The sequence below is a fragment of the Aminobacter sp. P4_D5 genome (assembly GCF_056401815.1).
In genome coordinates, this window is sequence record NZ_JBFUIP010000108.1 from 1 (window position 1) to 18,916 (window position 18,916).

The 18,916-nt window shown below is 63.2% G+C and carries 23 protein-coding genes; 10 read left to right on the forward strand and 13 right to left on the reverse strand.

Annotation, left to right across the window (positions count from 1 at the left end; translation table 11 throughout):
• The 4 genes from AC1DWF_RS20765 to AC1DWF_RS20780 form a co-directional block, all read left to right on the forward strand.
• The coding region (locus AC1DWF_RS20765) for a DUF2849 domain-containing protein (protein WP_476842009.1) at positions 1-298 on the forward strand (298 nt) is incomplete at its 5' end.
• A gap of 20 nt (positions 299-318) precedes the next feature.
• Positions 319-1,989, forward strand: a complete 1,671-nt coding sequence (locus AC1DWF_RS20770) for a nitrite/sulfite reductase (protein ID WP_476782334.1) — start codon at positions 319-321, stop codon at positions 1,987-1,989.
• Positions 1,964-2,722, forward strand: a complete 759-nt coding sequence (locus tag AC1DWF_RS20775; protein WP_476782335.1) for a phosphoadenylyl-sulfate reductase — start codon at positions 1,964-1,966, stop codon at positions 2,720-2,722. The genes AC1DWF_RS20770 and AC1DWF_RS20775 overlap by 26 nt, the downstream gene beginning before the upstream one ends.
• A gap of 10 nt (positions 2,723-2,732) precedes the next feature.
• Positions 2,733-3,278, forward strand: a complete 546-nt coding sequence (locus AC1DWF_RS20780; RefSeq protein ID WP_476782336.1) for a DUF934 domain-containing protein — start codon at positions 2,733-2,735, stop codon at positions 3,276-3,278.
• A 26-nt stretch (positions 3,279-3,304) separates the two neighbouring features.
• On the opposite strand, the gene AC1DWF_RS20785 is transcribed toward AC1DWF_RS20780, so the two are convergent.
• Positions 3,305-3,535 (reverse strand): hypothetical protein, encoded by a 231-nt coding sequence (locus AC1DWF_RS20785; RefSeq protein ID WP_476782337.1) that lies wholly within the window; start codon positions 3,533-3,535, stop codon positions 3,305-3,307.
• 193 nt (positions 3,536-3,728) lie between these two features.
• Between AC1DWF_RS20785 and grpE the strand changes: the two genes are divergently transcribed.
• The 3 genes from grpE (at position 3,729) to AC1DWF_RS20800 (ending at position 6,532) form a co-directional block, all read left to right on the forward strand.
• Entirely contained in the window at positions 3,729-4,406 is a 678-nt protein-coding gene (gene grpE / locus AC1DWF_RS20790) for a nucleotide exchange factor GrpE (protein WP_476782344.1), read from the forward strand.
• Positions 4,407-4,519: 113 nt separating this feature from the next.
• Positions 4,520-5,152: a trimeric intracellular cation channel family protein gene (locus tag AC1DWF_RS20795; protein ID WP_476782338.1), complete on the forward strand. Its 633-nt coding sequence runs from the start codon at positions 4,520-4,522 to the stop codon at positions 5,150-5,152.
• A 69-nt stretch (positions 5,153-5,221) separates the two neighbouring features.
• Positions 5,222-6,532 (forward strand): NAD(P)/FAD-dependent oxidoreductase, encoded by a 1,311-nt coding sequence (locus tag AC1DWF_RS20800; RefSeq protein ID WP_476788533.1) that lies wholly within the window; start codon positions 5,222-5,224, stop codon positions 6,530-6,532.
• Positions 6,533-6,549: 17 nt separating this feature from the next.
• Here the strand turns inward: AC1DWF_RS20800 and AC1DWF_RS20805 are convergent, their stop codons facing one another.
• The 8 genes from AC1DWF_RS20805 to AC1DWF_RS20840 all read right to left on the reverse strand — a co-directional run bounded on the left by AC1DWF_RS20805 (position 6,550) and on the right by AC1DWF_RS20840 (position 15,130).
• On the reverse strand, positions 6,550-7,824 hold the full coding sequence (locus tag AC1DWF_RS20805; RefSeq protein WP_476788532.1) for an alkyl sulfatase dimerization domain-containing protein: 1,275 nt from the start codon (positions 7,822-7,824) through the stop codon (positions 6,550-6,552).
• A gap of 92 nt (positions 7,825-7,916) precedes the next feature.
• A complete protein-coding gene (locus AC1DWF_RS20810; RefSeq protein WP_476782341.1) occupies positions 7,917-8,270 on the reverse strand; it encodes an MmcQ/YjbR family DNA-binding protein in 354 nt (117 codons plus the stop codon).
• Positions 8,271-8,274: 4 nt separating this feature from the next.
• Positions 8,275-9,105: a l-ornithine N(alpha)-acyltransferase gene (olsB, locus tag AC1DWF_RS20815; RefSeq protein WP_476782345.1), complete on the reverse strand. Its 831-nt coding sequence runs from the start codon at positions 9,103-9,105 to the stop codon at positions 8,275-8,277.
• 199 nt (positions 9,106-9,304) lie between these two features.
• Positions 9,305-11,596, reverse strand: coding sequence for a PAS domain-containing hybrid sensor histidine kinase/response regulator (locus AC1DWF_RS20820; RefSeq protein ID WP_476842010.1), 2,292 nt, complete (start codon positions 11,594-11,596; stop codon positions 9,305-9,307).
• A gap of 90 nt (positions 11,597-11,686) precedes the next feature.
• Positions 11,687-12,436 (reverse strand): SH3 domain-containing protein, encoded by a 750-nt coding sequence (locus AC1DWF_RS20825; protein WP_476788540.1) that lies wholly within the window; start codon positions 12,434-12,436, stop codon positions 11,687-11,689.
• A 288-nt stretch (positions 12,437-12,724) separates the two neighbouring features.
• A complete protein-coding gene (gene lspA / locus AC1DWF_RS20830) occupies positions 12,725-13,216 on the reverse strand; it encodes a signal peptidase II (RefSeq protein WP_476785216.1) in 492 nt (163 codons plus the stop codon).
• A gap of 13 nt (positions 13,217-13,229) precedes the next feature.
• Positions 13,230-14,066 carry a TrmH family RNA methyltransferase gene (locus AC1DWF_RS20835; protein ID WP_476842011.1) on the reverse strand — a complete coding sequence of 279 codons (837 nt, stop codon included), beginning with the start codon at positions 14,064-14,066 and terminating at the stop codon, positions 13,230-13,232.
• A complete protein-coding gene (locus AC1DWF_RS20840) occupies positions 14,063-15,130 on the reverse strand; it encodes an RsmD family RNA methyltransferase (protein WP_476842012.1) in 1,068 nt (355 codons plus the stop codon). The genes AC1DWF_RS20835 and AC1DWF_RS20840 overlap by 4 nt, the downstream gene beginning before the upstream one ends.
• Positions 15,131-15,276: 146 nt before the next feature.
• On the opposite strand from AC1DWF_RS20840, the gene AC1DWF_RS20845 reads away from it, so the two are divergent.
• The 3 genes from AC1DWF_RS20845 to AC1DWF_RS20855 all read left to right on the forward strand — a co-directional run bounded on the left by AC1DWF_RS20845 (position 15,277) and on the right by AC1DWF_RS20855 (position 16,860).
• Positions 15,277-15,969, forward strand: a complete 693-nt coding sequence (locus AC1DWF_RS20845; RefSeq protein WP_476785213.1) for a helix-turn-helix transcriptional regulator — start codon at positions 15,277-15,279, stop codon at positions 15,967-15,969.
• A 67-nt stretch (positions 15,970-16,036) separates the two neighbouring features.
• Complete coding sequence (locus AC1DWF_RS20850; protein ID WP_476785212.1) at positions 16,037-16,423, forward strand: VOC family protein; 387 nt, start codon at positions 16,037-16,039, stop codon at positions 16,421-16,423.
• Complete coding sequence (locus AC1DWF_RS20855) at positions 16,420-16,860, forward strand: EVE domain-containing protein (RefSeq protein ID WP_476785211.1); 441 nt, start codon at positions 16,420-16,422, stop codon at positions 16,858-16,860. The genes AC1DWF_RS20850 and AC1DWF_RS20855 overlap by 4 nt, the downstream gene beginning before the upstream one ends.
• Here the strand turns inward: AC1DWF_RS20855 and lhpI are convergent.
• From lhpI to AC1DWF_RS20875, 4 genes are all read right to left on the reverse strand, one after another.
• Positions 16,850-17,815 carry a bifunctional Delta(1)-pyrroline-2-carboxylate/Delta(1)-piperideine-2-carboxylate reductase gene (gene lhpI, locus AC1DWF_RS20860; protein ID WP_476785210.1) on the reverse strand — a complete coding sequence of 322 codons (966 nt, stop codon included), beginning with the start codon at positions 17,813-17,815 and terminating at the stop codon, positions 16,850-16,852. The genes AC1DWF_RS20855 and lhpI overlap by 11 nt on opposite strands.
• Before the next feature lie 22 nt (positions 17,816-17,837).
• Complete coding sequence (locus AC1DWF_RS20865) at positions 17,838-18,167, reverse strand: LapA family protein (RefSeq protein ID WP_476785209.1); 330 nt, start codon at positions 18,165-18,167, stop codon at positions 17,838-17,840.
• Positions 18,168-18,210: 43 nt separating this feature from the next.
• The gene (locus AC1DWF_RS20870) at positions 18,211-18,495 is read right to left on the reverse strand and encodes an integration host factor subunit beta (protein WP_055981346.1); all 285 of its coding nucleotides are present in this window, start codon (positions 18,493-18,495) and stop codon (positions 18,211-18,213) included.
• Between the two features lie 42 nt (positions 18,496-18,537).
• Positions 18,538-18,916, reverse strand: a 379-nt coding sequence (locus tag AC1DWF_RS20875) for a S49 family peptidase (RefSeq protein ID WP_476842013.1), incomplete at its 5' end; no start/stop codon positions are given.

Genomic DNA, 18,916 nt, shown 5'->3' on the forward strand with positions numbered 1-18,916 from the left:
CCTTACCGCCAACCGCCTGACCGACGGCGAGGCCGTGTGGTTCGCCGCTGACGGCAGCTGGGCTGTGTCAATCGACGTCGCCGCGACCGTCGACGACAAGGCCGGCGAAGCGCGCCTCGAGGCGATCGGCAAGGCCGCCTACGACAACAACGAGGTGGTCGACGTCAACCTGATCGACGTCAGTGTCGTCGATGGGGCGATCCATCCGCTCAGGCTGCGCGAAGTGATCCGCGCCGCTGGCCCCACCAACCGCCTCGACCTTGGCAAGCAGGCCCGGCCCACAGCCGGCACCGCCTGAAGATAGACCGGAAGACGACCATGTACCGTTACGACGAGTTCGATCATGACTTCGTGAAGGCCCGCGTCGCCGAGTTCAGCGACCAAGTCGAGCGCCGCCTTGCCGGTGAGATCACCGAAGACCAGTTCCGCCCGCTGCGCCTGATGAATGGCGTCTATCTCCAGCTGCACGCCTACATGCTGCGCATCGCGGTGCCCTACGGCACGCTGAGCTCAAAGCAGATGCGCATGCTCGGGCACATCGCCCGCAAATACGACAAGGGTTACGGCCACTTCACCACGCGCCAGAATATCCAGTTCAACTGGCCGGCACTGTCGGATATTCCGGCGATCCTGGCCGATCTCGCCAGCGTCGAGATGCATGCCATCCAGACCTCCGGAAACTGCATCCGCAACGTCACCGCCGATCACTTCGCCGGTGCTGCCGCCGACGAGGCTGCCGATCCGCGCCCCTATGCCGAGATCCTGCGCCAGTGGTCGTCGGTGCACCCAGAGTTTTCGTACCTGCCGCGCAAGTTCAAGATCGCGGTAACAGGTGCCGAGCGCGACCGTGCCGCGATCCAGACCCACGACATCGGCCTGCACCTGAAGAAAAACGACAAGGGCGAGCTCGGTTTCGCCGTCTATATCGGCGGCGGCCAGGGCCGTACGCCCATGGTCGCCAAGAAGATCCGCGACTTCCTGCCGGAAGAGCACCTGCTGTCCTACACCACCGCGATCCTGCGCGTGTACAACCTCTACGGACGCCGCGACAACAAGTACAAGGCGCGCATCAAGATCCTGGTCCACGAAACCGGCGTCGATGAGATCGTTCGCCAGGTCGAGGCCGAATGGCAGGCCCTCAAGGACGGCGAACTCAGGCTGCCCGAGGCCGACGTCGCGGCCATCCAGTCCTATTTCGCCCCGCCGGCGCTGACGCCACGGCCCGAGGGCGACGAGGTGATCAAGCTCGCGCGGCTCGATTCCAAAAGCTTCGGCGAATGGCTCGACCAGAACGTCTTCACCCACCGCAACCCAGACTATGCCGCCGTCACGATCTCGCTCAAGGGCATTGGCGAGGTTCCTGGCGACGCCACCGACAGCCAGATGGAAGCGGTGGCCGACATTGCCGAGGAATACGGCTTCGACGAAATCCGTGTCAGCCACGAGCAGAACCTGATCCTGCCGCATGTCGCGCGCGCCGATCTCAAGGCGGTCTATGACGCGCTGGTGGCTATCGACCTCGCCACCGCCAACTCGAACCTGATCAGCGACATCATCGCCTGCCCGGGCCTCGACTATTGCGCGCTGGCCAATGCCCGCTCGATCCCGGTGGCGCAGGAAATCTCCAATCGTTTCGCCTCGCTCGAGCGCCAGCGCGACATCGGCGAACTGAAGCTCAAGATTTCGGGCTGTATCAACGCCTGCGGCCACCACCATGTCGGGCACATCGGCATCCTGGGCGTCGAGAAGAAGGGCGCGGAGCTTTATCAGGTGACGCTTGGCGGTTCGGCCGACGAGCACACGTCGGTCGGCGAGATCATCGGTCGCGGCTTTGGCCCGGAAGAAATCACCGATGCCATCGAAACGATCGTCGAGACCTATCTTGGAATCAGGCTCGACCGTTCGGAAAAGTTCCTCGACGCTTACCGCCGCGTCGGCCCCGCGCCGTTCAAGGAGGCGCTTTATGCTAGCGAAGCCAAGGCAGCCTGACGCTGAGGCTGAAGCACAGGTTCTGGCCGAGGCCGCATCGCTCGATGCGCTTTACGGGCATCTGACGCCCCTGGAGATCATCGCGCGCGCGGCAACCGAGCGTTTTGTCGGCGAAATCGCCGCCGTTTCGTCATTCGGGGCGGATTCGGCGGTGCTGCTACACATGGTCGCTGAAGTTGACCGCAAGCTGCCGGTGATCTTCCTCGATACCGGCAAGCATTTCGGCGAAACACTCGATTATCGCGACGCTCTGGTCGCCGATTTCGGCCTGACCGACATTCGTATCATCACGCCTGATGAAGCGGCGCTTGCCCGCATCGACCCCACCGGAAATCTGCACAAGACCGACACCGACGCCTGCTGCGATGTGCGCAAGGTCGAGCCGATGGCACGCGGCGTCGAGCCGTTCCGCGCCTGGTTCACCGGCCGCAAGCGGTTCCAGGCGGTAACACGTGCGGCATTGCCGGTGTTCGAGCAGGTCGGCCCGCGCTTCCGCATCAACCCGCTCGCCCGTTGGACGACCGCCGACCTTGCCGAATACATGCGCAAGCACGCGTTGCGCGAGAACCCGCTGGTCGCTTATGGTTATCTGTCGATCGGCTGCTTTCCCTGCACGCAAGCCGTCAAGTCGGGCGAGGATGCCCGTAGCGGACGCTGGGCCGGGCAGGGCAAGACCGAATGCGGCATCCATCTTTCCGACCTCGAACAGTCGCTGACCGACGCATCCCTTTAGGAATTTCCACATGACCGAAGCGACACCGGAGACAAAGATCCGCCTCTGGACATCAGAGGGTTTCCGCGACGACGGCTGGATCCATGCCGAGGACGCGGGCGCTCTTGCCGGCAACAGCCGGGTCATCTTGCCGCTTCAGGCCTTCCTCGATCTTGATCCAGCGCAGCGCAGGGCGGCGAAGGAGCGGCTTGGCGTATCGCTCCAGCCGGGCGATCAGCTTGAGGCGATCGTCGACTTGCTGGATGAGCTGGCGCTGGTTGCCCTGGCCTTTCCGGCCTTCAACGACGGCCGCTCTTTTTCGAAGGCCGAATTGCTACGCAGCCGACATAACTTTGAAGGTGCCGTGAGAGCGACTGGCCAGGTGCTGATCGACCAGCTGCCGCATATGCTGCGTGTAGGTTTCAACGAGTTCGAGGTCTCGCACCCGGTGTTGCTGAAGCGCCTCGAAGCTGGTCAGGCCGGCGGCTTGCCACTGTACTACCAGCCGACCGCCAAGCCAGCCGAGCAGCCTTCCGAAGGCGGGAAATATTCCTGGCGCCGCGCCTCGGGCGTTTGAGCGCTGCGCACGAACGCGCGAACGCTCTAGATTCTGTTTAGCATTTTGGGAAGAGACTGCTTCCGTTCGGCCGCGTCCAGCCTTTCGAGCAGGCGGCGGAGCTTCTTGGGCAGTACTTCATCGGCCCGGAATGCGGGCAGGGCTTCCAGCGCGCGCACATTGCTGTCCGAGGTGAGCTGGCGCCTGATATTGGTCGCCAGCTTGGCTGCGGTCTTGTTGGTGCGTATGCTTGGCATGACAAAAGGCCTGTTCTTCATCGGGAGAACTCCTGCCAGATGCAAATGGTTCCCACATTGACGGCCCCGCCATGGCAATGGTCAGCTTGTGTGGTAAAATTTGAATTAACATTGAATTTTCGAGGCTTGCCGGCCCCGGGCCAAAAGGGCCGCGAGGCGCGGCATCCGGTCCCCATGTGGCCGTTGCCCCTTGATTTTTGGCACCCAAACCTCGATATCGGGCGCAACTTCCAACGTATCCGAACAACGGGAAATGGCGATGAGCGACCAGGCAAAAGACGAACGCGCGCCCGACGAGACGGCGGCTGCCGAGGCCCAGGCCGAAAAGATCGAGGGCGCTGTCGATGGCGATTATGAAGCGGTCGTGCGACTGCTGAAAGAAAACGAAGAACTCAAGGACCGCGCGCTGCGCACGGTTGCCGAGATGGAGAACCTGCGCCGCCGCACCGCGCGTGACGTGCAGGATGCCCGCGCCTATTCGGTGGCCAATTTCGCCCGCGACATGCTTTCGGTGTCGGACAATCTGCGCCGCGCCATCGAAGCGGTTTCCGACGAGGCCAAGGCTGCTGGCGGTGACGGGTTGGCAAGCCTCATCGAAGGCGTCGAGGTGACCGAGCGTGCGATGCTCACGGCTCTGGAACGCCATGGCGTGCGCAAGCTCGACCCTCAGGGTGAGAAGTTCGACCCTAATTTCCATCAGGCGATGTTCGAGGTGCCGAACCCCGACGTGCCGGCCAACACAGTCGTGCAGGTCATGCAATCCGGCTACACCATCGGTGACCGCGTCCTGCGTCCGGCCATGGTCGGCGTCGCCAAGGGCGGCCCCAAGCATGTCTCCGAGGCTCCGGCCGAGCCCGGCCCGGTCAACGAACAGGCCGAGAAGGACGCGTGAGGAATTAGCGAATAGGGAGTAGCGAATAGGGAATTGGCGGATAATGTAGCTGCAAAGCTGGGGTCCGCTATGTTCTTTCCCTGTTCGCTACTCACTATTCCCTACTCGCTCACATGAATCCGCTGCTCTACCTCGACTATGCCGGCGTGGCGGTGTTTGCCGCCACAGGCGCGCTTGCGGCCTCGCGCAAGGAACTCGACATTATCGGGTTCTTGTTCCTGGCAAGCTTTACCGGCATCGGCGGCGGCACCGTGCGTGACGTCATTCTTGGCCTGCCAGTGTTTTGGGTGGTCAACCCGGCCTATATCCTGGTTTGTGTCGCGGTGGCCTGGGTCGTCTTCTTCACCGCCCATCTCGTTGAATCCCGCTACAAGCTTTTGCTCTGGCTCGATGCGCTCGGTATGTCGGCTTATGCCGCCATAGGTGCTGCCAAGGGGTGGGAAGCCACCGGTTCGCCGACTGTCGCCATCGTCATGGGGCTTTTGACGGCGACCTTCGGCGGCATCCTGCGCGACCTGCTTGCCGGGGAGCCGTCGGTGCTGCTCAAGCCTGAAATCTACGTCTCGGCGGCAATGGTGGGGGCCGGCATCTACACGCTCGCCGTAATCGCTGAACTGCCGCCGCAGGCATCTGCGCTTGTCGCCTTTGTCGCCGCCTTCATGATACGCGGCGGGGCGCTGAAATTCGGCTGGACCTTTCCCGCGTACCGCAGTCGTCCCGGCCGAAATCCTGAGGATATACCGTGAGGATCAGTGCCGTGGCTCGCTTTTGAAGCTTGGCTTTCGCATGCGCCAAACCAGCAGAGGACAACCTCCATGCAACAGCGAATAGTGGTCGTGGGCGCAGGTTTTGGCGGTCTGGAGGTCGTTAAGGGTCTGGCCGGCGCACCGGTCAGCATCACCTTGATCGACAGGCGCAATCACCACCTCTTTCAGCCATTGCTTTATCAGGTTGCCACGGCCTCGCTGGCCACATCCGAGATCGCCTGGCCGATCCGCTCGCTCGTATGGGACAGGCCGGAGGTTGCGACCGTCCTGGCAAGTGTGACGGGTGTCGATGCGCAACGTCGCCACGTGCTGCTCGAAGATGGCGCAACCGTGCCATATGACAGTCTGGTGCTGGCGACCGGAGCCCGGCATGGCTATTTCGGTCACGACGAGTGGGAGCCATATGCGCTCGGCTTGAAGACGCTGGAGGATGCCACCACGATCCGGCGACGTATCCTGCTGGCATTTGAACGAGCCGAGCGGGAGACCGATCCTGACAAGCAAGCTGCCCTTTTGACCTTCGTCATCGTTGGCGCTGGTCCCACCGGGGTGGAACTCGCCGGGACGATCGCCGAGTTGGCGATGGACACGTTGCGGCGCGAATTCCGCCACATCGATACGGGCAGGGCACGGGTCGTGCTGATTGAAGCAGGCCAGCGCGTCTTGGGCGGATATCCCGACGACCTGTCCGACTATGCGCTGCGCTCGCTCCGCAAGCTTGGCGTCGAGGTCGAGCTTGGACGCGCGGTCTCCGACTGCACCGCCGACAGTGTCGCTTATGGCGACGTCAGGCTTGCGACCAGGACGATCATCTGGGCGGCCGGCGTGCGCGCGTCACCGGCCGCCGAGTGGCTGCGCGCTCCGGCAGACCGGGTCGGCCGTCTCAAGGTGATGCCCGACCTGACGGTGCCTGGTCACCCCGAGATATTTGCCATCGGCGACACTGTGACGGTGAACGGACCGGACGGAAAGCCAGCGCCAGGGATTGCACCCGCTGCCAAGCAGGAAGGTAGGCATGTCGCCGCCACCATCAAGGCGCGGTTGCGCGGTGACACCAAGCCCCAGCCGTTCCACTACCGCCACCAGGGCAGCCTCGCCCAAATTGGCAAGCGCCGCGCGGTCATCGATTTTGGGCGGATCAAACTGCGCGGTGCTTTGGCGTGGTGGCTGTGGGGCATCGCCCACATCTACTTCCTCATAGGCTCGCGGGCCCGGCTCAGTGTCGCCATCAACTGGCTTTGGATTCACGCCCGCAACCAGCGCAGCGCGCGGCTGATCACACAAGGCGAAGCACGAATCGAATCGTCCGAGATTTCGGCCGGTCCGGACGCCACCAAGGCCAACCTGCCGCAGAAGTAGCGATCGGGCGCCGTGCTTCAGCCAGATGTGCCAACCCGCGCCTTGGCGTCGCGCTGGTAGACGGCAAAGATCGCCTTGCCAATCAACGACGTTTCCGCCTCCACACAGCGGGCATAGACGTTCGCACGGATTTGCTGGATCTCCTGATCCTCAGGCGATGCCGTGGCGGCGAATTCGATCAGATGTGCCGCGAGCCGTGTCTCGCCACCTTCGGCGAGCAGAGCCGCGCGTTCGGCAAGTTTCTGCGCTCCGCCGGCAAGTGACGCGATCTCGGCCCCCAAATCGGCCGCCGGTGCGGGCTTCAGATGGGCGGGGTTTCCATCGAACCACCCGGCATAGAGGTGCCAGATATTGCGGACCACGAACTCCGGGTCATCGTATCTTGGCAGCAGATAGGGCTTGGCAAGCAGGTCTTTGGGCGCGGAAACGGCGTGGAGGATTTCATCCAGCGAGCGTCCACCGTTCATCAGATTGAGGGTCTGCGACGTCAGGCTTTCCAGCACCGAGGCGCCGTCATTCAGGATCTGATTGGCCCGTGAGGAGCCTGCGACCACAGGGCCGTGGCCGGGGACAAGCACGTCCGGCTCCAGGGCCTGCATGCGGCGCAACGCCGACGCCCAGTCCAGCGCAAAGCGCTGGACCTTGCGTGGATTGCCGGCATTGGGAAACACCCAGATGACGAAATCACCGCTCACCAGGATGCGCTGTTCCGGCGCCCATACAAAGGTCGCGTCATCGGTTTCGCCGCGGCCGTGGAACAGTTCAAGCCGCAGTCCGCCAATCGTCAGGCTGAGATTGTCGTCATAAACCTCGTCGGGACGGCGATGGTCGCTGGGGAATGTGTAGCCCGGCTGGTTGAATTGGCGGCCCATCACAATGCTGTTCAGGTCATGAGTCGCATCGTAGCGCTTGAAGCGCTCCAGCACATTGCGGTGCGCGATGATGCGTGGGCGCGATGTCCCTTTCGCATCTGCCTCCTGGTCCAGGAGCCGCGCGCCCCAGGTGTGGTCGATATGCCCATGCGTGTAGATGACGGTATGAACCGGGGCATCGTCCCATTTGCGCAATATGGCGAGCGTCTGGCTGGCGGTTTCGCGACTGCCGCTATCGACCAGCACCAAGCCATCGGCGGTGCGACATGCGGTTGTGTTTCCAAAGAGGTAGCCGGTGTGGATGGCGATCGCATTGTCCGCGATCTGCCTCGCGGAACCGCCCGACACAGCCGCACTCCACTCGTCCATCGCAGCTTCACCATTCCAGAGGCGCTCGAAGAGTTCGTCTTTCGCAATCACATTTGCCTCCTTTGGTCTGCACAGCACCTCTCATGCCCTGAGTCGGGTGCGAATGGCTGCTGCGTACCGAAATTCATGCCGAACAGAGGCGTCTAGGCCCTGCTTTCCCACGCCTTCGCCAGGCTTTTCGGTGCCCGCATTAGCCAAGCGCGTTCGAGCCGGGTCCGGAGCTGGTCGAGCGGAATCTCGTGAATGCGCACCAGCATGGCCGGCCAGCCCTTGTAATGGGCCGTCTCGAAATAGAGCTGCGGATCGGCCTCCATCAGCATCTCTTTTTCTTCAAGCGGGCACATGACAACGACCGTGTCGGCATCCTTGACGCGGCAGAGGAGTTTCTTGCGGAGCTGAAGCGACGGGGTGCCGTAGGAGGTGCCTTCGACGACCTCGGGCAGGCCTTCGGCTGCTGCGTATAGCTTGTCGAAGGCGCTGGAGAGATCGTCGGCCACTTCTCTAAGCGGCGAAGCGCTGCGCTTCCCCGCCGTAATAATTGATGTAGCGGGCGCCGATTTCCTTGACCGGCATGACGATGAAGACGTCGGTCGTGCCGAAGTCGTGGTCGATGACGCAGCCGTCGCCGATCTTGGCGCCGACGCGCAGATAGCCCTTGACCAGAGGCGGCATGGCGGCGATCGCCGCCTTGGCGTTGATCGCTTCGATCGGCATCAGATCCATGGCGCAGTAGCGCGACGCGACAGCGCGGACATCCCAGTCGGCGCTGGTGCGGCAATGATGGGCAAGATAGGTTAGCGCCTCGGCATGTGCCGCCGGCACCGTGCCGTGGAACGAGGCGCAGCCGGTCATGACGTCGATGTCGTAGCGGTTGAGATAGGCCCAGATGCCTTGCCACAGCGCTTCGATGGTTCGCTTGGAGCGGTATTCGGGTAGCACGCAGGAGCGGCCGAGCTCAAGAAAGCGCTGGCCGGGATGGCGTGCGATGAGCTTGTTCAGCTCGAATTCGTCGTCGGAATAAAACCCGCCGGCCTCGGTCGCGCGCTCCTGGCGCAGCAGCCGGTAGGTGCCGACGATGCGGCGATGCTCGGGGCCGTTGATCGAGGTGTCGAAGACCAGCAGGTGGTCACAAACGTCGTCAAAGCGGTCGGAGTCGCGACGTTCGATCGAGTGCGCCGCCTGCTTGCGGGCGCCGAGTTCGTCGAAGAACACGCGGTAGCGAACTTCCTGCGCGGCAGCGATCTCGGATTCGTCTCGGGCGAGGCGAACTTCCAATGTACCGATCCGTCCGAGCGGCGTTCCTGGGAGTAAAGGTTTGGAAGGCACTGTCACCTTGGCGCCGTTGGCTTTCTGAGTGTCACTGTCCGGCAAGGCTGTATGCACGGGTGATTCTCCTTCGAGCCATCCCTCCTGGCGCGGGGATACGGTGTCGGTGCTACAGGATTGTGACAGTATCGTGATCGACCCGCGCGGGCAAGACTGCGAGGGCAAGCAACGGCGCCTAGCCGGCTAGGGAAATCGACAGAACTGGTCAGGCAGCGGCGCGCTGTTCGACAAGATTTATCAGAACGTCCGGGTCCAACGGCTTGGTGATAAAGCCGCTGGCACCATGGGCGAGCACCGCATGGCGGGTCTTTTCCTGGCTGTCGGCCGACAAGACCATGATCGGCAGGGCGGAAAGCCCATGTTGCTCTTCGTGCCTGCGAATGGCCGAAATCGCGTCCAATCCGTCCATTACGGGCATATGCAGGTCCATCAGCACGACGTCGTAGCGGCGTTTGCGCGCTCCTCCCGTCACCGCCTCGACGGCGGCCTTGCCGTTGTTGACGACATCGACCCGGTGTCCTGCCTTGAGCAGCACCGCGCGGGCGAGCATGGCATTGATGTCGTTGTCCTCGGCGATCAGCACCGACAGGCCAAGCAGGTGTGAATTAGCCGCAGGCTTGGCGACGGTGCGGTTGTTTAAGGGCTGCGCTTGCCCCGCAACGACGCCCTGATTCGCCAGCAACACCCGCAGCAAGGTCTCGCCGCGCACCGGCCGGGCGAGGAAGGTCGCGTAGCCACTGGCGCGCAATTCGCCCAGAAGGCCCCGGTCGTTCGGGGCGATCAGCGTCACCGCTTCGCTTGCGGCAAAACCATTCTCGCGCAAGTTCCGGAGCATGCGGCCGTCATTTTCTTCCATTGCCGCATCGATGAGGAGGGCGTTGCAGCCGGCGGCATAACCTTGCGCCTGCTCGGGCGTGACAGCGATGTCGGCGCTGCCGCCATGGGCGCGGACGGTCTCGGCGATCGCTTCGGCTTCCGTGGTGTTCCTGGACAGGATCACCACATGGCGGCCGGCAAGCATATCGACGCTGGYTTGTGCGTCTTCGGTGGCGCCGAAGGCGGGCAGATCGAAGGAGAACTCCGAACCTTCGCCCGAAATGCTCTTGGCCGATATCGTGCCGCCCATCGAGGTCACGAGGCGCTTGGAGATGGCAAGCCCGAGGCCAGCACCACCATGCGAGCGGGTCGATGTGCCATCGGCTTGTTCGAATTCTTCGAAGATGCGCTCCATGTCCTCGGCGCGCAGGCCCGATCCGGTATCGGCTACGGTGAAGCGGATCTTGTCGGGATGCTCGTCGCGGATGCGCTCGACGCTAAGCATGATGCCACCGGCATCGGTGAATTTTATGGCGTTTCCAATCAGGTTGAGCAGCACCTGGCGCACGCGGCCCGGATCGGCGGATATCATTTGGGGCACGTTGAGCGCGACATGGCAGCCTAGGCCGATGCCCTTGCCGAATGCGCGCGAGGCCAGAAGCTCGACCACATTGTCAGCGATCTCGCGCGGCGACATCGGCTGCGGTTCGGGATCGAAGCGTCCTGCCTCGATTTTCGAATAGTCGAGCAGGTCCTCGATCAGCGCCAAAAGTGCGCTCGCCGACGTCGAGATCGCACCGACATAGGTGCGTTGCTCGGGCGACAGCTCGGTGTCGTGCAAGAGCTTTGCCATGCCCATGATGCCGTTCATCGGCGTGCGGATTTCGTGGCTTACAGTGGCCAGGAAACGCGATTTTGCCTGGCTCGCATATTCGGCGCGCTCGCGTGCGCCGATGAGCGCGGTTTCGGCGCGCTTGCGGGCGGTGATGTCGCGGGCGATCGCCCGATGCGACACGGCGTCGCTGGTCTTGTCACGTACCGAAAGCTCGGTCCAGGAAAACCAGCGCACCACGCCGTTCGAACGGATTCCGACATCGGTGGAGCTCAGGCATTCGCCATCGGCGAAGGCTGCGTCTGGAACGATGCCGACATCGACGCCGAGTTCCTGCAAGGTGCGGCCGGCGAGGTCACGCTGGTCCTGGCCGATGAGTCCGGCAAATACCTTGTTGGCATAGACGATGCGGCCGTCGCGATCGCGGTGCACGACAAGGTCGCCAAGTGCGTCGATGAGGCCGCGGAAGCGCTCTTCGCTTTCCTGCAGCTCCCACATCCGGTCGGCCAGAGTCTCGATCTCGGCGCGACTGCGTGAAGCGCTTTCGGTGATCGCTTCGGCGGCGCGCTCGCGCTCGCCGAGGCTGCGCGACAGCAGCACCATTCCGGTGAAGGCGGCGGCAAACAGGCCGATGCTGATGAAGGCGGGCGCCCCGGTCAGGTGGGCGAGACCGGCAAGCACCATGATGGCAATCAGGGTGGCGAAGTACAGGCCGCGCGGCGGCTCCTTCGGCAAATGCGGTTCGAGCTGCGGCGATGTGATGATGCGGCGACGCGACAGCGTGTCGGCGTCGGCCATGGCCACGCCTTGCGTCGTATTTGCTTCCGCTGTGCCGGACTCCGTCATCATGGCGGAAACCTAGCACTGAGAGCTTAGGGAAGATTTGGGCGGATTGATCGAATTTTAGCGGTCGCCGTATTCCGGCCGCCGCGTCAGTCGCTACTGGACGTAGCTCTTGAAGACGTAGCCGCGCTTGCCGTTGAAAACGATTTCACACCATTGAGTGCACGAAACCAGTTCGACAGAGGTTTTGGCGGGGATGACGCCCAAAACCTGACCACCTTTTTGCGGTGTGGCGCGCATGTTCACCGAGCGCTTGATCTTGACCTCGCGGCCGCCCTGGCTCGGTTCGCTGGCGGGCTTGACCTCGGCTTCCATCGCATCGACGGCAGCGGTTTCAGACGGATCGGGCTTGGTCTCTGCGAGCGCGAGCGGTGCTGTCTCGTCAGGGTCTTGGGCGATGATGTTTTCGGCACCTGGAATGGCGGGCATCGCTTCGAGCGGCCGGTTCGCTGCTGCAGCCACGACCTGCGCCCAGCGCGGATCCGCTGCGAGCGGCATGTCGGTCGCCGCTTCAGATGCCGACGCCTCGGAAACCAGGATCGAAGTGCGCGTTGTGGCGACCCGTTCCTTGCGGCCGGTCGGTTCGGCGGCGATGGCAGTGATCTTTTCTTTCGCCGGCTGGGTTGCGGCCTGCTCGGCTTCTTGCACTGCGTTGACCGAGTGCTGGCCCATATGCGGTAGGATGAAGAGAGCTGAAACGGCGGTCACGCTCATCAGAGCGGTCATCGCCAGCACACCGCAGACCAGGCCACGATTGGGAGCGTTCTCGCGCCAGGAAGCTGGCTCGGTTTTCATGAACATCATCGTGGAGCGCGGCTGATTGGCTGCGCCCAACCCGAAGGGCATTTTCACTAGCAACTCTCCACTCAGGCCCCAAGCGCTCGGAAAAATGAGCGTCCCCACCTGTCGTTTCGACCCGCAAATCTACGCCGCGTAGCCGCAAGACAGTTTCAGTCGGTACCTATCGGCCCGTCCACCGATGACACCATGATGACCGATTGTGGCAGACCTTGGACCCGATTGCGACCATGCTGAAAAAATTCTTAACCGCAAACTGAAGTCTGTGCGTATGCCGCGACTGACTTCACGTCACTGTCACAACTCGTATTGTAACTTGAAGTGCGCCGGACGAATTCATTCGTCTGAGGCTACCGGCTCGCTGCGGCTGCGCCGCCAGGCCAGGAACTCGTCGAGCACCACCAGTGCCGCACCGACCGAAATGAAGACGTCGGCGAGGTTGAAGATGGCAAAGGACCACACCGGCGTGTGGAACAGTATGTAGTCGATGACGTGACCGTAGACGGTGCGGTCGATGAGATTGCCGAGCGCGCCGCCGACGATCAGCGCAAAGCCAAAGCGTGAAATGACTTGCGCCGGCGTCGTGCGGATTGCCAGAATAGTCACGAAAGTGACGACGATCGCGGTCAGCGCGATGAGGCCGGTGTCGCCGACGCTGGAGAACATCGAAAAGGCGATGCCGGTGTTGTAGGTGCGGTAAAGTGCCAGGAAGGGCAGCACATCGACCTTCTCATGCATGACGAGATTGGCTTCGACGAGAATTTTGATCCACTGATCGAGCGCTACGGCCAATGCCGTTACAACGCCGTAGACTACTGCGGGTTTCACGGGGCGCCGTCTCCTAAAGTGTGAGCGCGTTGCGCCGGATCTCAAACAGCATGACGCCGGTGGCGACCGCGAGATTGAGCGAATCGGCACGGCCGGCTTGCGGGATGCGCAAAAGCTTGTCGCAGGCGTCTGCCAGATTGTCGGGCAAGCCCTGCTGCTCGTTGCCCATCATCAACAGAACTGGGCGGTTGCCGAAATCGACCGAACGATAGTCGACGGCACCCTTGAGATGCGTGCCGGCGACGGTGCCGGCAAAGTCCTTGCGCCAGGCAAGGAACGCCTCAGGATTGGTCTTGGCGACGGGAACTGCGAAGATCGAGCCCATGGTGGCGCGCACCGTTTCGAGCGAGAACGGATCGGTGGTCTCGCCAACGAGGATGATGCCCTTGGCACCGACCGCGTCAACGGTGCGGATAACGGTGCCGAGATTGCCGGGATCGCGCACGCGGTCGAGCGCCACCCAGACGTCGTTACCTCTAGGGCGAACGTCCTTGAGCGGCACGAAACGCTGGCTGAACACACCGACGACCSCCTGCGGGTTGTCGCGGCGGGTGACGGCCGTCAGCACTTTTTCCGAGACTTCGAGCACGTCGCCGCCCAAGGCGACGGTGCGCGCAGCGACCTTCTCCACGGCGGCGTTGCCGAGAGCGGACTTGGCGAAGATCAGAGTCTTGATCGTCCAGCCGAGATCGAGCGCGTCGATGACCAGCTTCAGCCCTTCGGCGATGAAGGCGTTCTGCTGGTCGCGGAATTTCTTCTGCGCCAGCGCCTTGATGTCCTTGACCAGCGGATTGGCCAGGCTCGTCACTTCCTTGACGCGTCCCGGCGCTCCGGTGCGGTGTTCGCTCATTTGGCTACCCAGCGCGAAAAGAGGGAAGTCGAAAGCGCGCGTCCGGCCGATTTCTCGCGGATGATCAGCTCGCCCGATTCGATGGTGCCGCCCATGCCGGCGAAGGTGTCGCGCATCAAGGCATGGATGGCGAAGAACGAGGCACGGATCGAATAGGCGGTCAAAACCATGGCCAGCGGCTTGGGCGTCAGGATCGAGCGGYAGAYGTCGGTCAGCGTCGGCAGATGTTCGAACAATTGCCAGACTTCGCCCTTGGGGCCACGGCCATAGGCCGGCGGGTCGAACAGGATGATGTCGTAGCGGCTGCCGCGACGCTCCTCGCGCTCGGCGAATTTCATTGCGTCGTCGCAGATCCAGCGGATCGGCTTGTTGGCGAGACCGGCCATTTCCTGGTTCTCGCGTGCCCAGGCTATGGCCTTTTTCGAGGCGTCGACATGGGTGACCTCCGCACCGGCGCGCGCGGCGACCAGCGAGGCAAGCCCGGTATAGCCAAACAGGTTGAGCACCTTGACCGGGCGCTTGGCGTCCTCGATCAGCCTGGCCATGTGATCCCAGTGCGTCGCCTGTTCGGGAAACACCCCGACATGGCGGAACGAGGTGAAGCGGCCCTGATAATGCAGCCCGTCATGGCGCATCGGCCAGGTTTCGCCGAGTGGCATCTTGGGGAAACGCCAGCGGCCAAGRCCTTCTTCGTCGGTGTCGCCGGTGAAGACGGCGTCGGCGTTTTCCCACTGCCTGGGAGGCAGAGCAGGTTGCCAGATTGCTTGCCCTTCGGGCCGCACGATCCGGTACGGACCATATTGTTCGAGCTTGAGGCCCGCGCCGCTGTCGAGCAGCGCATAGTCGTCATTGGGCAGGACTTCGAGGATCAGCGGCAGGCGTTCTGCGGGCAGGGCGCCTTCGCGACGAACAAGCTTGCGCGGCTCGGCCCTTGGCTCTGGAGCCGCCTCTTGCCTGGGAGCAGGGCGATGCTCTTCACGGGCGCGCGTTGGCGCGGGCGCTGCGGCACCCTTGCGGGGCGGCTGAGGCCGGCTGTCGCGGCGCTTGTCACGCGGGTGCTTCAAGAAATTGTATCTCCGGGCTGTTGGCCGCTTTTGGCATACGGCCCAGAACTCCGCAACCGCAGCGGATGTCGCGCCGCCCCGGCGCATGGCCTTTCGGCGAGCGTGGCACGGCTCTATCGTGCTCTGCCCAGGATGAAACAAGAATCATGTCGCGCTCCGAACGCCTTCTCGACCTTATCCAGATACTGCGCCGCCATCGCAGGCCGGTGAATGGGCTGACCTTGGCCAGTGAGCTCGACGTGTCGATCCGCACGCTCTATCGCGACATCGCCACGCTGCAGGGGCAGGGCGCGCCGATCGAGGGCGAGCCGGGGATCGGCTATGTGCTTAAGCCCGGCTTCATGCTGCCGCCGCTGATGTTCACCGACGAGGAAATCGAGGCGATCGTGCTCGGGTCGCGTTGGGTCGCCAAGCAGCCTGATACACGCCTGTCGGCGGCGGCAACCGACGCGCTGGCCAAGATCGCCGCCGTGCTGCCCGAGGATCTGCGCGAGGAACTCGACGCGACCACGCTTCTGGTTGGCCCCAGCCAAGCGTCGAGCCGCGAAAGCGTCGATCTTGGCATCATCCGCAAGGCGATGCGCGCCGAGCGCAAGGTCGAGATGACCTACGAGGACGGCAATGGTTCATTGTCCCGGCGCATCGTCTGGCCGTTCGCGCTTGCGTTTTTCGACAAGGTCCGGGTGATGGTGGCGTGGTGCGAAATGCGCCAGGACTTCAGGCATTTTCGCGCCGACCGCATTTCCGATCTCAACGCCACCGACACGCGCTATCCCAGGCGACGGCAGGCGATGCTCAAGGAGTGGCGGGCAACGCTCGACATGCCGAGAAGGCAGTAATCGCTACTGCCAGAATCTGACAGCGGTGCGACTTATGCTCTCCAAATCGAAACCTCTGGAGAGCAAAATGCGTACCCCCAATTTCATCATTCTCTATGTCGACCAGCCGCAGCAAAGCGGTGCGTTCTATAGCAAGCTGCTCGGTCGCGAGCCGGTCGAAGCGTCGCCGACCTTCGTCATGTTCGTGCTGGATGGCGGCTTCAAGCTCGGCCTGTGGTCGCGCCATACGGTGGAGCCGGCGGCAGTTGCAGCAGGTGGCGGTGCGGAGATCGTCTTTGCCCTCGACACGCCAGATGCGGTGAACGCTGCCCATGCAGAATGGGCTGGGCGCGGGCTGAAAATCCTCCAGGCACCGACCGATATGGATTTCGGCCGCAGCTTTGTCGCTCTCGACCCCGACAATCATCGCCTGCGCGTCTATTGCCTCGACGAAGCGGCGGTCACGCAGTCATGAGCACCGGCAACTGGCTCGCGGTGGCCTCGGCGGACCATGTCAGGCTCGGCCGGGCCCAAGGCTTCATGCAGGTCTGCCACGGCAAGGCAGCACCCTTGCGCCGCATCGCAGCCGGCGACGGCATTGTCTATTACTCGCCGTCCACTGTCATGGGCGGCAAGGACGGCCTGCGCGCCTTCACGGCTATAGGCCGGGTGCGGGAGGGCGATCCATACCAGTTCGACATGGGGGGCGGGTTCTGCCCGTTTCGGCGCAATGTCGTCTGGACGGCTTCGGACGAGACACCGATCGCAACGCTGCTTCACCGGCTCGATTTCACCGCCACCCGCAACTGGGGTTATCAACTTCGCCTTGGGCTTTGCATGCTCAGCGAACACGATTTCCGCCTGATCGCGGAAGCCATGGGCGCGGAGATGCGTCTCAAAGCTATCGCTTGAGCGCCTTGTAGACGGCGATGCCGGCGGCGAGATCTTCGAGTGCCGCACCCACCGACTTGAACAGGGTGATCTCGTCCGCCGACTGGCGGGCGGGTTTCTGGCCGCGGGCGAGTTCATGCAGGTCGGCGACGATGTCTTCCGCCTTGAGAACTCCTGCTGCAATCGGCTGGACGATGTCGCCGGCTTCCTTGGTCGCTCCGGCGCGGGTGTCGACATATACGCGCGACTTGCTGATCGCCGCGTCGTCGGCTTCGCGCATGCCGGGCGTGAAGCCGCCGACGAGATCGACGTGGCAACCAGGCTTCAGCTTCGCGCCCTTGACCAGAGGGAGGGTCGAGATAGTGCCGGCGGTGACGATGTCGGCCCAGCCAAGTTCGGCATCGAGGTCGGAAATGGCGGTCGCCTCAAAGCCTTCGCCGCGGAGCGAAGCGGCCAGCGCTTCGGCGTTGGCGATTGTGCGGTTCCAGATGCGAATCTGCTTGATTGGCCGCACGGCGGCGTGCGCGCGGGCCAGGAACTTGCACTGCGCGCCGGCACCGATCACCAGCAGTTTTGAAGCATCTTCGCGCGCCAGATAGGAGGCGGCGAGTGCCGAGGCACAGGCGGTGCGCCATTGCGTCAGGCGTGGGCCGTCCATCAGCGCCTGCGGCTCGCCGGTGACGCCGTTGAGCAGCAGATAGACGCCAACGACCGCCGGCTTGGCGACGTCGTTGTTGTCGGGCGAGACAGTGACGATCTTGACCCCGATATGCCCGTCGGTTCCAGCACCCGCAGCCTTGAAGTCGGTCCAGGCCGGCATCAGGAGCAGGGTCGAATCCGTACCCTCAGCGCGTTCGACCGTGTGGTGATGGCGCACTGGTTGCACCGCGCCTTCGCGGAAGGCGGTGCGCAATGTCTCGACCAATCCGGGAAAGGTCAGCGCCCGGTCGATGTCATCGGCCGAAAATTGCAGCATTGAATTCTCCCCGACGGCTTATCTAGTTGGAGCGCGGCAAGGCAGGGCCTTGCGCGACTGGCGGCCGCTGGGCCGCTGCCTGGCGCAGGCTTTCGGCTTCGAGCCCGCGCTGGCGCGCCACCTTGCGGTAGCGGCCCTGCTTGAGCCATGTCACGGCGCCGCCCAGGATCACGCCGAGCGCCAGCGCTGCAAACAGCAGCACAAACAGCGGCGCCTGGATGGTCAGTGCGGGATTGCCCGGGTTGAACGGGTCAAGCGTGAATGCGGTGGCGGCACGGTTGGCGACGGCAAGCGCGATAAGCACGATTGCCACCGGCACGAAGACGACGATGAGCATGAAGCGATTGAACATGGATATTCCCGTTTAAAGCCCCGCCGTTTGACCGCTCGCCGGCCTATTTCGCGGAGTTCAGCCGCTCGCGCAGCTCCTTGCCGGTCTTGAAGAACGGCACCCACTTTTCCTCGACCTCGACGGATTCGCCGGTGCGCGGGTTGCGGCCGGTGCGGGCGGGGCGGTTCTTCACCGAAAATGCCCCGAAGCCGCGCAGTTCGACGCGATTGCCGTCGGCAAGCGCATCAGTGATTTCGTCGAAAATGGCGCTGACGATGTTCTCGACATCCCGCAGGAAAAGATGCGGATTGCGTGTTGCAATAATTTGCACCAGTTCAGACTTGATCATATGCGCGGTCCCCGTCGTGATGGTTATGATTTTATTTGTTTTTCAGCCGCCTGACACGGCTTTTTCAGCCTGCCAGAGCGACAGCATACCGTCAAGGAACAAGCGGTCGGCACCCATTTCCTTGAGCAGTTCCGACGAAAGGTCGCCAGCGCCGAGGGCCCGGCCCAGCGCCTGGGCGAGTGCTGTCGGCAAGAAGAAGCTGCCGCTGCGCGCCGGCTTCCATTCGACCACCGACAGCTTGGTGTCGACGCCCTTGGTGCCGAGCCAGGCAATTGCCTGATCTTCGCCGCCGACCTCGTCGATCAGCTTGTTGGTCAGCGCCTGCCGCCCGGTGAAGACCCTGCCGTCGGCAAGGGCGGTGGCTTCGGCCTTGGACATCGAGCGGCGATCGGCGACGATGACGACGAACCAGTCATAGCTG

What these genes read in the sequence shown, in the direction of transcription:
- AC1DWF_RS20770 (WP_476782334.1), top strand. Translation starts at nt 319, where the DNA reads ATGTACCGTTACGACGAGTTCGATCATGACTTCGTGAAGGCCCGCGTC.
- AC1DWF_RS20775 (WP_476782335.1), top strand. Translation starts at nt 1,964, where the DNA reads ATGCTAGCGAAGCCAAGGCAGCCTGACGCTGAGGCTGAAGCACAGGTT.
- AC1DWF_RS20780 (WP_476782336.1), top strand. Translation starts at nt 2,733, where the DNA reads ATGACCGAAGCGACACCGGAGACAAAGATCCGCCTCTGGACATCAGAG.
- AC1DWF_RS20785 (WP_476782337.1), bottom strand. Translation starts at nt 3,535, where the DNA reads ATGAAGAACAGGCCTTTTGTCATGCCAAGCATACGCACCAACAAGACC.
- AC1DWF_RS20795 (WP_476782338.1), top strand. Translation starts at nt 4,520, where the DNA reads ATGAATCCGCTGCTCTACCTCGACTATGCCGGCGTGGCGGTGTTTGCC.
- AC1DWF_RS20800 (WP_476788533.1), top strand. Translation starts at nt 5,222, where the DNA reads ATGCAACAGCGAATAGTGGTCGTGGGCGCAGGTTTTGGCGGTCTGGAG.
- AC1DWF_RS20825 (WP_476788540.1), bottom strand. Translation starts at nt 12,436, where the DNA reads ATGCCCTTCGGGTTGGGCGCAGCCAATCAGCCGCGCTCCACGATGATG.
- AC1DWF_RS20845 (WP_476785213.1), top strand. Translation starts at nt 15,277, where the DNA reads ATGTCGCGCTCCGAACGCCTTCTCGACCTTATCCAGATACTGCGCCGC.
- AC1DWF_RS20850 (WP_476785212.1), top strand. Translation starts at nt 16,037, where the DNA reads ATGCGTACCCCCAATTTCATCATTCTCTATGTCGACCAGCCGCAGCAA.
- AC1DWF_RS20855 (WP_476785211.1), top strand. Translation starts at nt 16,420, where the DNA reads ATGAGCACCGGCAACTGGCTCGCGGTGGCCTCGGCGGACCATGTCAGG.
- lhpI (WP_476785210.1), bottom strand. Translation starts at nt 17,815, where the DNA reads ATGCTGCAATTTTCGGCCGATGACATCGACCGGGCGCTGACCTTTCCC.
- AC1DWF_RS20865 (WP_476785209.1), bottom strand. Translation starts at nt 18,167, where the DNA reads ATGTTCAATCGCTTCATGCTCATCGTCGTCTTCGTGCCGGTGGCAATC.
- AC1DWF_RS20870 (WP_055981346.1), bottom strand. Translation starts at nt 18,495, where the DNA reads ATGATCAAGTCTGAACTGGTGCAAATTATTGCAACACGCAATCCGCAT.